General features: G+C 61.8%; 16 protein-coding genes. 6 read left to right on the plus strand and 10 right to left on the minus strand.

Annotation, left to right across the window (positions count from 1 at the left end; genetic code table 11):
• Positions 1-153: 153 nt before the first annotated feature.
• Positions 154-813, minus strand: coding sequence for a DUF2726 domain-containing protein (locus AC0L2D_RS00345; RefSeq protein ID WP_027160404.1), 660 nt, complete (start codon positions 811-813; stop codon positions 154-156).
• Between the two features lie 172 nt (positions 814-985).
• Between AC0L2D_RS00345 and AC0L2D_RS00350 the strand changes: the two genes are divergently transcribed.
• The gene (locus AC0L2D_RS00350; protein WP_473540085.1) at positions 986-1534 is read left to right on the plus strand and encodes an ankyrin repeat domain-containing protein; all 549 of its coding nucleotides are present in this window, start codon (positions 986-988) and stop codon (positions 1532-1534) included.
• A gap of 48 nt (positions 1535-1582) precedes the next feature.
• On the opposite strand, the gene AC0L2D_RS00355 is transcribed toward AC0L2D_RS00350, so the two are convergent.
• Together AC0L2D_RS00355 and AC0L2D_RS00360 are read right to left on the minus strand one after the other, a co-directional pair.
• Complete coding sequence (locus AC0L2D_RS00355) at positions 1583-2110, minus strand: gamma carbonic anhydrase family protein (protein ID WP_473540086.1); 528 nt, start codon at positions 2108-2110, stop codon at positions 1583-1585.
• Between the two features lie 19 nt (positions 2111-2129).
• Positions 2130-2471 carry a DUF6949 family protein gene (locus AC0L2D_RS00360; RefSeq protein WP_063168099.1) on the minus strand — a complete coding sequence of 114 codons (342 nt, stop codon included), beginning with the start codon at positions 2469-2471 and terminating at the stop codon, positions 2130-2132.
• 125 nt (positions 2472-2596) lie between these two features.
• On the opposite strand from AC0L2D_RS00360, the gene AC0L2D_RS00365 reads away from it, so the two are divergent.
• Positions 2597-3322: a hypothetical protein gene (locus AC0L2D_RS00365; RefSeq protein ID WP_473540087.1), complete on the plus strand. Its 726-nt coding sequence runs from the start codon at positions 2597-2599 to the stop codon at positions 3320-3322.
• Positions 3323-3385: 63 nt separating this feature from the next.
• Here AC0L2D_RS00365 and AC0L2D_RS00370 read toward each other — a convergent pair whose 3' ends face one another.
• Together AC0L2D_RS00370 and cysE are read right to left on the minus strand one after the other, a co-directional pair.
• Positions 3386-3589 carry a DUF3126 family protein gene (locus AC0L2D_RS00370; protein WP_013531334.1) on the minus strand — a complete coding sequence of 68 codons (204 nt, stop codon included), beginning with the start codon at positions 3587-3589 and terminating at the stop codon, positions 3386-3388.
• A 311-nt stretch (positions 3590-3900) separates the two neighbouring features.
• Complete coding sequence (gene cysE / locus AC0L2D_RS00375) at positions 3901-4749, minus strand: serine O-acetyltransferase (RefSeq protein WP_013531333.1); 849 nt, start codon at positions 4747-4749, stop codon at positions 3901-3903.
• Between the two features lie 147 nt (positions 4750-4896).
• Here cysE and AC0L2D_RS00380 point away from each other — a divergent pair, with 147 nt between their 5' ends.
• Positions 4897-5499, plus strand: coding sequence for an HD domain-containing protein (locus tag AC0L2D_RS00380; RefSeq protein ID WP_473540088.1), 603 nt, complete (start codon positions 4897-4899; stop codon positions 5497-5499).
• Positions 5500-5584: 85 nt separating this feature from the next.
• On the opposite strand, the gene AC0L2D_RS00385 is transcribed toward AC0L2D_RS00380, so the two are convergent.
• From AC0L2D_RS00385 to AC0L2D_RS00395, 3 genes are read right to left on the minus strand one after another with little or no spacing between them, the layout of a single operon-like run.
• A complete protein-coding gene (locus AC0L2D_RS00385; protein WP_064993643.1) occupies positions 5585-6352 on the minus strand; it encodes an alpha/beta fold hydrolase in 768 nt (255 codons plus the stop codon).
• 20 nt (positions 6353-6372) lie between these two features.
• Positions 6373-6933, minus strand: a complete 561-nt coding sequence (locus AC0L2D_RS00390; protein WP_473540089.1) for a DUF192 domain-containing protein — start codon at positions 6931-6933, stop codon at positions 6373-6375.
• 24 nt (positions 6934-6957) lie between these two features.
• Positions 6958-7554 (minus strand): cold-shock protein, encoded by a 597-nt coding sequence (locus AC0L2D_RS00395; RefSeq protein ID WP_063168103.1) that lies wholly within the window; start codon positions 7552-7554, stop codon positions 6958-6960.
• Between the two features lie 217 nt (positions 7555-7771).
• On the opposite strand from AC0L2D_RS00395, the gene gloA reads away from it, so the two are divergent.
• Both gloA and AC0L2D_RS00405 read left to right on the plus strand, forming a co-directional pair.
• Positions 7772-8212: a lactoylglutathione lyase gene (gloA, locus tag AC0L2D_RS00400; protein WP_063172309.1), complete on the plus strand. Its 441-nt coding sequence runs from the start codon at positions 7772-7774 to the stop codon at positions 8210-8212.
• Positions 8213-8359: 147 nt separating this feature from the next.
• The gene (locus tag AC0L2D_RS00405; RefSeq protein ID WP_473540090.1) at positions 8360-8650 is read left to right on the plus strand and encodes a DUF2218 domain-containing protein; all 291 of its coding nucleotides are present in this window, start codon (positions 8360-8362) and stop codon (positions 8648-8650) included.
• An 8-nt stretch (positions 8651-8658) separates the two neighbouring features.
• Here the strand turns inward: AC0L2D_RS00405 and AC0L2D_RS00410 are convergent, their stop codons facing one another.
• Positions 8659-9219 (minus strand): DUF1697 domain-containing protein, encoded by a 561-nt coding sequence (locus AC0L2D_RS00410; protein WP_473540325.1) that lies wholly within the window; start codon positions 9217-9219, stop codon positions 8659-8661.
• 8 nt (positions 9220-9227) lie between these two features.
• The gene (gene ilvA, locus AC0L2D_RS00415; protein WP_013531325.1) at positions 9228-10484 is read right to left on the minus strand and encodes a threonine ammonia-lyase IlvA; all 1257 of its coding nucleotides are present in this window, start codon (positions 10482-10484) and stop codon (positions 9228-9230) included.
• 467 nt (positions 10485-10951) lie between these two features.
• Here ilvA and AC0L2D_RS00420 point away from each other — a divergent pair, with 467 nt between their 5' ends.
• Positions 10952-12025, plus strand: coding sequence for an alpha/beta hydrolase (locus AC0L2D_RS00420; RefSeq protein ID WP_473540091.1), 1074 nt, complete (start codon positions 10952-10954; stop codon positions 12023-12025).
• The last annotated feature ends 41 nt before the right edge of the window (positions 12026-12066 follow it).

The raw sequence follows: 12066 nt of genomic DNA on the forward strand, positions 1-12066 counted from the left end.
CCCCGCGCCACCCCGGCGCGCCCCCCCCCCCCCCCGGCCCCCCCCGCGGGGGTCACTGGCCCGGCCCCCGCCCCCGGGCCGGCTCCGCCATTTCTGGCTATGGCCGTTCGAAAACCAATCAGGTTCCGAGAAATCTGCGTTGCAAAAGGTCAGCTATTGCGGTGCGGTGGGCTTGTCCACCAGCCTCTCAACCAGTCGCCTGAGTTCCGAAGGTGTCGTGTGACCGCCGACGATCTCATGGTAACTGATGCCAGCACGTCGCAGCGCTTCCTTTTTGACCGCATCACGTGCTGCTGCTGTGCCTTGGTGATGCGCATGGCCTTGGTATTCGAGCGCATGTCGAGGCAGACAAGTCTCGTCCACAAGAAGAAGGTCCACTCGTTTCGAGTTGATGCAGCTGTAGGCGTCAGCGTTCGCGCTGCGCAAAATTTCGCCCAGTGACACTTGGGCCATCACCTGCCATCCCGGATTGCAGCTGATCACCATGCGATCAAGTTCCTTGAAGACGCGCACTTCACTCCTGTTGAGGAGCGGTTGAATAGTGAAGCTCGCACCCATGACGATCCGCAACTGGTCAGCAGGATCAGTCGGTTTCGGTGGCGCGGAAACAGGCTTCGGGGCAACCCATAGGCCGCTAAGAATGTCGCCCCCTCTGCGCTCTCTCGCCCAGCGCCTGCTATTGCTCTCCCTCCATGCCTGCCTCCGTTTCCTCGATAGGAGACGTTCCAAGGCCATACCAATGAAGACGCCAGCTAACAGAATGCAAATTAGCGAAAGAATTTGCTGCGTTTGCTCACTGAGCTGGAATGGCATGCCGGAAAGCTACCTCCGCGATGCAGATTATTATTCAGCGATGACTTATATCAGCAATCCGTGAAATGGTATGCGCATCGTCGACCTACTGGACGCATCGGACGACCGCCTTTCCACGCGCAGGGGATCGGGGCAATATAGGCCGTTGGTTTTCGCCTTCTGGAACACGGCGATGTTGGAAATCCCGGAAGATCGATGCGAGCGTCATCGCCTCTTCAAGGCGATCGACGATGCCTTCAAGGCCGGCGACTTCGACGGCCTCGGTCTAGCCTTGGGCGGCTCTTCCCGATGGTTCGACGAGCGCATGCCGTTTGAGTTCGGCCTTGGGCATCCGCTGGAATATGCGATCTATTGGAGCCCCGTCAGCTTCATCTCGATCTTGCTGGAGGCGGGCTCGGATCCGAATTATCAGGATCATGGCGGGTTTCCGTCCATCATTGCGGCGCTGTCCACCGATCGCGCCAATAGGCTGGACATCGTGCGGGTGCTGATCGAAGCTGGCGCCGACCCCAACATGCGGGGCGTCAACGACTGGACTCCGCTGCACTATTCGGTGGCCATCCGCAGTGTCGATGCGATCCGCCTGCTTTTGGCGGCGGGCGCCGACCCGGCGCTCGAAACCCGCATCGATGACTACAGGACCGCGATCAAGGAAGCCGAGATTGCCGGCTTTGAAGCCGGTGCTTCCTTGCTGCGCGATGCGATGGCTGGGCGCAACTGACGGACAGTGAGTTGAGGCGCTAAGAAACCAGCAAATGCCAGGCTAGCCTCAAACCTTCTTCAACCCCGCCTTGAAGCGCTTGCCGTTGGCGACATAATGCGCCGCCGAGTCGCGCAACCTTGCCACGGCCGCGTCGTCCAGCACCCTGATCGCCTTGGCGGGCGAGCCGACGATCAGCGAATTGTCCGGGAATTCCTTGCCCTCGGTAACCAGCGCGCCGGCGCCGACCAGGCAATTCCTGCCGATTTTCGCGCCGTTCAGCACGATGGCGCCCATGCCGATCAGGCTGTTGTCGCCGATCGTGCAGCCATGCAGCACGGCGCGGTGGCCGATCGTGCAGCCTTCGCCGATCGTCAGCGGAAAACCGGGATCGGTGTGCATGACCGTATGTTCCTGCACGTTGGTGTCGGCACCGATGACGATGGGCTCATTGTCGCCGCGGATGACGGCGCCGAACCAGAAGCCGGCATCGCGTCCGACCCTGACGTCGCCGATCAGCGTCGCATCGGGTGCGATCCAGTTCGAGTCCGCATCGGCGAAGCTGGGCTCTGTTCCATCGATCGCATAAAGCGGCATTTCTGGTCTCCGAATCGTCTCAAGCTGGCAGCTCGGACCCTAGGAGACGGACCGACCATGAGGCAATGGCAAGCACGACGACGCCCAGCGCCAAGGTCCACGCAATTGCCGTGCAGCCGCAGGACATCAGCGCCAACGTTGAAATGCGGCGCTGACGCCGGGCATCGATGGCGTCGTTGACCAGCATGAACGGTCCCGCACAGGCCGTGGCGAGCAGCGAGCGCAAGACATGTGACGGCGACACATAGGGTTCGGTGAAGGCGACCTTGCGGCCCGACACCAGTTCCATGGCCGATCCGGCCAGCCCGCAGGCCGTCAACCCGACGGCAAAAGCAAAGAGTGTGAGTTCCAGCGGTCCCATCTTAACTTTCCGTTTACCATGAAATTGCACAGTCGTTCCATGCAGGCTGCAAGAGCCATGCCGTGCGATGTGTGCCGCCCGGGGACACTGGAGGCGGACGGGCGGCCCGAGATCCGAGGACTGAGATGAAGCAGGCAGCGCTCGCCAACGAACTCACCGTGGTCGATTCCAGGCTGATGAAGCGGGTGCTCTACGGGTTCGCGGTGCTCGCCCTGTTGTCGGTGGCGATCAGCCTTGCCGGCAAATGGTTCGGCCATTCGATCGCCATGGCCGGATACACCGACGACGCAACAGCCCACCAGGTGGTGATCGGCAACAATGTCATCACGGTCCCGGCCAATGCCATCCGTTTCGCCCAGGCCCGGCGCGACGGCATCGCCTCGCGGCTCGACCTCTATCTGCGCTATCCTCAGATGGACGGCTACAGCGAGGCCGCGCGGGATGATTTCAACCATACGGGAACAGCCAAAAGCATCGTCTTCCTGTCCTTCGAACAGCAGATGATGTCGCGTGACATGAGCGGCCGCTTCGCGCCGATCTACAGCGCGCTGATCACCCGACCCGGCACTGCCGGGCCTGGCGGCACGATGATTTATGGTTTCAACGAGAAATCAGGCTATCTGAACGAGGTGCTGGTTGTCGGCAATCGCCCCGGCAAGGAGCCGTTCGTGGCCCGTTGCCTGAGCGGGCCGGGTGCCGACCAATCGCTGGCGCCTTGCGAGCGCGACATCCAGGTCGGCGACGAACTCAGCCTCACCTATCGCTTCCCAAAGGAGTTTCTGGGCGATTGGCAGGCGCTCGATGCGGCAATCGCCACCGAAGCCGGGCGCGTTCTGAAGGCGGGACGTTAAGAACGCTTCAAGGGAACCGGCTGGCCGGCCGCATGAAGCCGGCCGACCGCAAGATTTTCTGGCTCAGGCCAGATCGATGTCGAGAATCGCCATCGAAAAATTGTAGTCGCCGTCGTCCTCGTCCTTGAAGACGATGCCGAGGAATTCGTCGCCGACATAGACCTCGGCCGAATCGTCCTTGCGCGGCCGCGCCTTGACCTCAAGCTTGGGGTTTTGGAAGACGCGCTTGAAATAGGCGTCCAGCTTTCTGATTTCGTCCGGCTTCAACAGTCTTCTCCGATCATCGGGCTTGCTCGTTCGAACGCGCTTCTGGCACGTCGACAATGGCGATGTAAAGGCAAGCGGCCTGATTAAGGTCTGTTGATATTCACGTGAGGCCGGCCTGCAAATGGCGGTTTCCTGCGCTTCCCCGTTCTACCGCGTCGCGGTAGAACTGTGCTCACGTACCCAAACGTACGCTCCGCTCCGGTTCTCGGAACCCACCATTTTCGGCTCGGCCTGACCTGAATCTCAAAAGACCTTGGGCGAGAACAATCGCCCATGTCTGCCCACGGCCTCAGGCAGCGGACATATGACAATCAGATGTCGAAACTGACGACCTGATCCATCGTCTGCGACGGCAAAAGCTGGTCCATCTGGCGCGACGGCTGATCGCAGCCGGTCTCGCCGACGACGCGGGCCGGCACGCCGGCAACCGTCTTGTTGTGCGGTACGGGCGACAGCACCACCGAGCCTGCCGCGATCTTCGAGCAATGGCCGATTTCGATGTTGCCGAGGATCTTGGCGCCGGCGCCGATCAGCACGCCGTAGCGGATCTTGGGGTGGCGGTCGCCGCCGGCCTTGCCGGTGCCGCCCAGCGTCACGCCATGCAGGATCGAAACATCGTCCTCGATGACCGCGGTCTCGCCGACCACGAGGCCGGTTGCGTGGTCGATGAAGATGCCCTTGCCGATGCGGGCGGCCGGGTTGATGTCGGTCTGGAAGACCGAGGACGAGCGGCTCTGCAGATAGAGCGCGAAATCCTTGCGCCCCTGGTTCCACAGCCAATGCGCCAGCCGATGCGTCTGGATGGCGTGGAACCCCTTGAAATAGAGCACCGGCATGATGAAGCGGTCGCAGGCAGGATCGCGATCGTAATAGGCCTGGATGTCGACACGTACCGTCGTCGGCCACTCCTTGTCGTCGGCCAGCATGGACTTGAAGGTCTGGCGGATGAGATCGGAGCCGATGTCCTGGTGCGCCAGCCGCTCGGCCAGCCGATGAATGACTGCCTCTTCCAGGCTGTCCTGGTTGAGGATGGTCGAATAGAGAAATGCAGCGAGCAGCGGGTCGCGGTTGACAGCCTCCATGGCCTCGTCCCGGATCGAACGCCAGATCGGATCGACCGGCTTCAATGCGCTGTGTCGGGAAATGCTGATGCTGTTCATCGCCGTCTCGTCCTGCGTCCCGCCTGGCCTGCCTGTTGTGCTTGCCTGTTGCCTGGCCGCACATATAAGCCAGATCATAGCACGATTGAACTCAATTTTCCTTAGTGCTTTGTCAAATGGATTTGGTTCGCGGGAATTCAAGCAGCCATGGAAAACGAACCCTTGATCGACGACGCGCTGAAAAGCGAGCTCTCAGGGCTCTACCGGGCACAGGGCCGCCACTACCACAACCTTGCCCATATCGAGGCGATGCTGGCGCTGGCTGGCGACTATCGAAGGTTGCTGGCCGATCCCGAGGCGATCGAAGCGGCGATCTGGTTCCACGATGCCGTCTATGACAGCAAGGCCAAGGACAATGAGGCGCAAAGTGCCGCCCTTGCCGAAAAAAAGCTGGCGGGCCGCGCAGATCCTTCACGTCTCGACCGCATCTCGGCAATGATCGTCGCCACCGCCACGCACCAGGTCCCGCCGTTCGACGACGCGACGGCCACACGAGACGCAAGTCTTTTCTTGGATATGGACCTGTCGATCCTGGGTGCCGCACCGGACGCCTTCGACGCCTATGAGCGCGCCGTGCGGCGCGAGTACCACTGGGTGGAGGAGCCGATGTGGCGAGCCGGACGCAGTGCGGTCTTGAAGAGTTTCCTCGCCCGCCCGCATATCTTCCACACGCAAGAGTTTCGCCAGCGCTTCGAACCGCAGGCCCGGGAAAACATCGCGCGATCGCTGGCGGCCCTTGCAAACGGCTAAGGACAATCAGGATAGGCGCCTATCACGATGCCAAGCAGCCTCGTCCCCGACTACGGCACTGCTTCTCGCTGCCCTGGCCCTCCGCTCAGAGCGGATTTTCGGCATAGAACTCCAGCACGCGCTGCTTGAAGGTCTTGTCCCCGACGGCCAGCATATGGTCCCGGCCCTCGATATGAAAAGCGCTGGCGTTCGGCATCAACGCTGCAAGCTCATCGGGCGAGCCGCCTATGTCGTCGGTGGTTCCGACGGCGACCAGCGTCGGCTGGGCGATGCGGGCAACATCCTGCTCGCTCAGCAATTCGCGCGATTTGGCGATGCAAGCCGCCAAGGCACGGCGATCGCTGCGGGTCTGGTCGGCGAAGGCGCGAAACGACCGGCCGCGCGGATGGCTGGTCGCGGCCGGATCTTCGGCAAGCAGCGCGTCGGCAATCGGATCCCAATCGCCGACACCGTCGATCATGCCGATGCCGAGGCCGCCGAAGACCAGCGTCGCCACCTTGTCCGGATCGGACAGCGCCATGAACGCCGCGATGCGCGCGCCCATCGAATAACCCATGACGTGGGCGCGCTCGATGCCGAGATGGTCGAGCAAGGCAGTGGCATCGGAGGCCATCTTGACCGGCGTATAGTCCGCCTCATCATAGCTCTTGGACGACGCGCCGTGGCCGCGATTGTCAAAGGCGATGGCGCGGTAACCGGCATCGTTCAGCGTCTTGAACCAGCCGGGCGACACCCAGTTGACATAGTGGCTCGAAGCGAAGCCGTGGATCATCAGCACCGGATCGCCCTCGCCCGATTCCGGCTGGCGCTCGAGGAAAGCAAGGTCGAAGCCGTCATGGGTGAAAGACTGCATCTGCGATCCCGCCTGTGTGCTCAACCGCCACCGCCATTGGGTGCATCGCCATTGTCGGCTGGTGGCATGCCGGGGCCGGACACCGTGCCCACCGCCGGATGGCGCAAAAGGTCGCCATACTCGATGCCGTTCCTGGCGGCAGTGCCTGCCTTGAGCTCAAGCACGAAACGCACCGGTACACCAGGCGAAATGACGGCGTCTGATTGCGGCTCGCCGTGCTTGACCGCCCGGATCTTGCCATCCTGGCCGACAAAAATCAGATCAAGCGGCATCGGGGTGTTGTGCATCCAGAAGCCAACCTGCTGCGGGACCTCGAAGACAAACAGCATGCCGTGGTTGTCCGCCATATCCTGGCGATACATCAAGCCAGCCTCGCGCTCCGCGGCGGTGTCGGCGACTTCGATGGAGAAAGAGCGATCACCGCCTTTCGTCACCACGACCAATGGCGCTGGATCGGCCGGAAGGATCATTGCCCGGCTGTCCGCCGAGGTTGGCTTTTCGGAATAGAAGTAACCACCGGCGGCGGCGACGAAGGCAATCGCGCACATCGCGCCCGCGGTCAGCCAGTTCCTGTAAGCCATTCGAGATCCTCGGCCGGAAACGCCCTAGTGCGAGACCGGCAAGGTCCCCATATCGGGGTGAATTTCGGCGGCCATAAGGCCTTTGTCGCCGCGCCCGAAACGAACCAGCACGACCTGTCCGGGCCGAAGCTCGGTGATACCGTAACGGCGCAAGGTCTCCATATGGACGAAGATGTCCTCGGTACCCTCGCCGCGGGTGAGAAAACCAAACCCCTTGGTGCGGTTGAACCATTTTACCAAGGCGCGTTCGAGACCGCTCTCCGGCGTCACAGCGACATGGGTGCGCTGCTCCTGCATCTCGGCCGGATGGACCGCGGTGGTGACATCCATGGAGAGCACACGGAAGGCCTGCAATCCGCGCTCGCCATGCTTGACGAGGCAGACCACGCGTGCGCCTTCCAGCGCCGTCTGAAAGCCGTCTCTTCGAAGACATGTCACATGAAGGAGGATGTCGCCCGAGATGCCGTCATCCGGGAGGATGAAACCATAACCCTTGGCCACATCGAACCACTTGATGGCGCCGGCTACTTCGAGCAGATCAGAAGCGTCGCCGCCTTCGTCACGCTGCAAGGCGTCGCCAAGGGTTCCGTCCCGCCCCATGAAAGAGGCCTTTTCCCCCATAAGAATGCCCCCTCTTTTCAAGAACACCGCAACTGATTCTTGCCAACAGATTAACACTGCGGCTTCCGGTGTGTGCAAGACCTGCCGTGCCTTTTTTCACGGTTCATTGGGGCAATACCGGATTTGTTCTTTGCCGGCATTGCGCACCGCCGCACGATTGCCCTTTGACAGGGCCGACCCTATGTTGCGCCGCAACGCAATTTATCGAGGAAATCACATGCGCTATCTGCACACCATGATCCGCGTCGCCGACGTCGATGCCTCGCTCGACTTCTACTGCAATAAGCTCGGCCTCAAGGAAGTGCGCCGCTACGAAAACGAGCAGGGCCGCTTCACGCTGATCTTCCTCGCCGCACCGGAAGACGAGGAGAGCGGCATCAATGAAAAGGCACCGCTGGTCGAACTGACCTACAATTGGGATCCCGAAGACTACAAGGGCGGGCGCAATTTCGGCCACCTCGCTTATGAGGTCGACGACATCTACGCCACCTGCCAGCATCTGATGGACAATGGCGTCACCATCAACCGGCCGCCGCGCGACGGCAACATGGCTTTCGTCAAGTCGCCGGACGGCATCTCGATCGAGCTTTTGCAGAAAGGCCCGGCCAAGGCCAAGGCCGAGCCTTGGGCTTCGATGGCGAACACCGGAAGCTGGTAGCCGATCACGCTGTCTTGAGCGGACAATGCCAGGCTGACGGCCCCGCTACCGTTTGGTTTTTCAGGGGCGGCGCCTATCTGTCTGGCTGAGGCGCCAGGCTTGGGCCGGCGCCCAGCCATGCAAAAGGGCGCTTGCCCAGGAGAATTCATGCCGACCAGCCATGCCGACGTCGCCACCGAACATGCCAGCCGCTACTTGCAGCAGTTGTGCAAGCACTGGGCACACAAATTCCCGGTCGAGTTCGATCCCACCCATGGCACCATCGATCTCTCAATGGGCCGTACCGTCATGGCTGCCGATGCCGCAGCGCTGCATATCACGGTGTCGACTGAAGAAGCAGGATCGATCGAGCGCCTGGAAAGCGTTGTCGCCGATCACATCAAGCGCTTTGCTTTCCGCGAAGAACTGACTTTCGACTGGAAGCCAACTCCCGCCTAGCCGGCCAACTACTTCTCACCGGCGTGTGCGGCCATCTCCAGCAGCGCCTGCACCGAGCGCCAATTGCGCGCGGTACCCGGCACTTTCAGCGTGCGCGGGATCAGCCCGGCAAACACCGATTTGCCCAGCCCATTCGGTGCGCTGAGGTAGAGCACATCGCCCTTGATCTCGAAGCGTTCGGGGCCGGTGCACTTTTCGGTCAGCCGCGCCACCTCATCGGCGGTCGGCTCGCGTTCCAGCACATAGGCGTGCAGCTTCGTGTGGTCCGCGGCAATTTCCGGATAGGGATTTTCGCGCACCAGCTTCTCGAACCAGGAGAGATCGCGCACCATGATGCGCGAATGGAACCCCCATTTCGTCTCGAAGGCTGCTTCGAGCAGTTTCGCCAGTGCCGCCGCGTCGCCTTTCTTCGCCCGGAACACGGCATTGCCGCTCTGCACGTAGGTGGCGACGTCGGAAAAGCCGAGGCCCTCGAAGAACGACCGCAGCTCCGCCATCTTGACGATGCGGTTGCCGCCGACATTGATGCCGGAAAACAGCGCGACGAAGATTTTTCCCGGATCAATCATCCGATCGCTCATATGATGAACCCGGCCAGTGTCTCGTTGTCGGTGATGTCCTGATACTGAACGCCCTCGGCCTCGAACTTCGCCTTGAGCCGATCGAAATTGCGACGGTCCCTGGTTTCGATGCCGATCAGCACCGAACCAAAATTGCGCGCCGATTTCTTCAGATATTCGAAACGGGCGATGTCGTCGTCGGGTCCGAGCAGTTCGAGGAAATCGCGCAGCGCGCCCGGCCGCTGCGGAAAACGGATGATGAAGTATTTCTTCAAACCCTCGAAGCGCAACGCCCGTTCCTTGACGTCCGGAAGCCGCTCGAAATCGAAATTGCCGCCCGAAACCACGGCGACGATGGTCTTGCCCCTGATCTCCTTCTTGGAGAAATCCTTGAGCGCATCGATCGCCAACGCGCCAGCCGGCTCCAGCACGACGCCTTCGACGTTGAGCATCTCGATCATGGTGGCGCAGAGCCTGTTTTCCGGGATCAGCCGCACCGTGTCGGCCGGAAAATCCTTGAGATGACGCAACGGCTCGCGGCCGATCTCGGCCACCGCGGCGCCATCGACGAAATTGTCGACCTTGGCGAGCTTGAGCCGTTTCCCCGCCGCGAGGCTCTCGCGCAGGCTCGGCGCGCCTGCCGGTTCGCAGAAGACGAAGCGTGCTTCCCTGCCCTGATCGGCGAAATAGTGGGTGACGCCCGCGGCAAGTCCGCCACCGCCGACCGGCAGCATGACGATATCGGGCATGCGGGCGCCCGGCATCTGGTCCGCGATCTCGTAGGCGACGGTTGCCTGGCCCTCGATGATGTCCTTGTGATCGAAGGGCGGCACCATATGGGCGCCGGAACTGTCGGTGAATTCCAGGGCAGCGCGATAGCAATCGTCGAAGAAATCGCCGACCAGTCTGATCTCGATGAAATCGCCGCCGAACAGCCTGGTCTTGTCGATCTTCTGCTGCGGCGTCGTCACCGGCATGAACACGACGCCTCGCCTGCCGAAATGGCGGCAGACGAAAGCAAAGCCCTGCGCGTGGTTGCCGGCGGACGCGCAGACGAACAGTTCGGCCTCGTTGCCCGCAGCGAGCGTCTTGCGGAAGAAATTGAAGGCGCCGCGGATCTTGTAGGAGCGGACCGGCGACAGATCCTCGCGCTTCAACAGCACCCGCGCACCGGTCTTTTTCGACAGATAGTCGTTTTCCTGTAGCGGCGTTTCAGGGAAGATCTGGCGGATCGCGGCGGCAGCGGCAGCAACGCGGGAAGAGAAACTGTTCATCGGAAACCACCCCTGGGGAAAATCACCTTGCGTTGCATGCTGTCCGCGGATCTCTATCATTAATCGGGTCGCGAACGTTCGGTTGTTGAGCGCCATGACCAGGTGCGGCGCGAGCCCGCCTATCACATATCCGGCTCCGCAGCGCCATCGTCCATCATTTACGTCCTTCCGGGCGGAAATTTTGCGAAATATTTTCAGCTACTTGCGGGTGCATTCTCATGCCCCCTCGCATCGGGCGGTATGAAATCGCTATCTCTGCGGGGATTGGAGGGCCGGCGGCGACGCCGCTCATTGCGCACATCACGCAGCCGTTTCCCGCCATTTTGGCTTTCGCGCAACACTGCGATGGCCGCAGCGGGGCGCCGATCACATTTCGACTCGACAGGACTTAGTTCTGCCGCACTCTGCCTGTCCGGGAGGTATCGTGAGGATAGACAGGCCTTTCGGCCGGAGTTGGAAATTCAGGCGTGCCTTTGAAGAAGATTTTTACCGTTGTCCTGGCCTTGTTCGTCGCCGGCTGCGCCGGCCAGCAAACACAGGAATTGCTTGGCAGCGCCATGGTGTCCGCGCCGGTGACGGAGATCGCCGGCAACCACTCGATCTTCATCGCCACGACGCGCAAGAAATCCGACGATCCCAACAAGGTTTTCGACGGCGAACGGTCGGCGACGCTGAACTATGCCCGCGTCAACGTCACCGTTCCGGGGCTTCACAAGACCGGCCAGATCGAGCGCCGCTCGCGCGGCAAGTCGGACGACCCGGCCAAATATTTCATGGCCTCCGAGGTCGTCGGCTACGACACGCAGCCGAAATTCTCCAGCGCGCTCAACGCCGACATCGCGGCGCGCGGCGGCCGCGTCATGGTCTTCGTGCATGGCTACAACACCGGCTTCGATGCCGCCGTCTATCGCCTGACCCAGATCGTCCATGATTCCGGCTATCCCGGCACGCCCGTGCTGTTTTCCTGGGCATCCGGCGCCAGGACCACGGACTATGTCTATGACAAGGAAAGCGCCAGCGCTGCCCGCGACCAACTGGAAGTGACGCTCAGGATGCTGGAGCAGTCCGGCGCGCGGCGCATCGACATCGTCGCGCATTCGCTCGGAACCTGGGTCACCATGGAAACGCTGCGCCAGATGGCCATCACCGGCGATCGCGATCTCGGCGGTAAGCTCGGCGACGTGGTGCTGGCCTCGCCCGACATCGATGTCGACGTGTTCAAGAGCCAGATGCGGCGCTATGGCAAGCCCGACAAGCCGTTCATCCTGCTGTTGTCCGACGACGATCGGGCGCTCAGGCTCTCCGGCCTGATCGCCGGTTCGCGGCCGCGCGTCGGCGACTACAAGGATGCCGCCGATCTTGCCTCCTACGGCGTGACGGTCGTCGACCTCTCCAAGGTCAAGGGATCGGACAGCTTCAACCATACGAAATTCGCCGACAATCCGGCGCTGGTGAAGATGATCGGCCAGCGGCTGCGCGAGGATGACGGCTTTGCCAGCGACCGTGATGTCACCGACCGCATCAGCCTGCTTGGCCAATAGGTGCGGTCTCGCGGCCATGCCTGCCCGGCATCGCGGACGTA

The sequence above is a fragment of the Mesorhizobium sp. WSM4833 genome (genome assembly GCF_055811095.1).

Bases quoted from the DNA above. Each gene is read 5' to 3' on its own strand.
- AC0L2D_RS00345 (WP_027160404.1), bottom strand. From the start codon at position 813: ATGCCATTCCAGCTCAGTGAGCAAACGCAGCAAATTCTTTCGCTAATT.
- AC0L2D_RS00350 (WP_473540085.1), top strand. From the start codon at position 986: ATGTTGGAAATCCCGGAAGATCGATGCGAGCGTCATCGCCTCTTCAAG.
- AC0L2D_RS00355 (WP_473540086.1), bottom strand. From the start codon at position 2,110: ATGCCGCTTTATGCGATCGATGGAACAGAGCCCAGCTTCGCCGATGCG.
- AC0L2D_RS00360 (WP_063168099.1), bottom strand. From the start codon at position 2,471: ATGGGACCGCTGGAACTCACACTCTTTGCTTTTGCCGTCGGGTTGACG.
- AC0L2D_RS00365 (WP_473540087.1), top strand. From the start codon at position 2,597: ATGAAGCAGGCAGCGCTCGCCAACGAACTCACCGTGGTCGATTCCAGG.
- cysE (WP_013531333.1), bottom strand. From the start codon at position 4,749: ATGAACAGCATCAGCATTTCCCGACACAGCGCATTGAAGCCGGTCGAT.
- AC0L2D_RS00380 (WP_473540088.1), top strand. From the start codon at position 4,897: ATGGAAAACGAACCCTTGATCGACGACGCGCTGAAAAGCGAGCTCTCA.
- AC0L2D_RS00385 (WP_064993643.1), bottom strand. From the start codon at position 6,352: ATGCAGTCTTTCACCCATGACGGCTTCGACCTTGCTTTCCTCGAGCGC.
- AC0L2D_RS00390 (WP_473540089.1), bottom strand. From the start codon at position 6,933: ATGGCTTACAGGAACTGGCTGACCGCGGGCGCGATGTGCGCGATTGCC.
- AC0L2D_RS00395 (WP_063168103.1), bottom strand. From the start codon at position 7,554: ATGGGGGAAAAGGCCTCTTTCATGGGGCGGGACGGAACCCTTGGCGAC.
- gloA (WP_063172309.1), top strand. From the start codon at position 7,772: ATGCGCTATCTGCACACCATGATCCGCGTCGCCGACGTCGATGCCTCG.
- AC0L2D_RS00405 (WP_473540090.1), top strand. From the start codon at position 8,360: ATGCCGACCAGCCATGCCGACGTCGCCACCGAACATGCCAGCCGCTAC.
- AC0L2D_RS00410 (WP_473540325.1), bottom strand. From the start codon at position 9,219: ATGATTGATCCGGGAAAAATCTTCGTCGCGCTGTTTTCCGGCATCAAT.
- ilvA (WP_013531325.1), bottom strand. From the start codon at position 10,484: ATGAACAGTTTCTCTTCCCGCGTTGCTGCCGCTGCCGCCGCGATCCGC.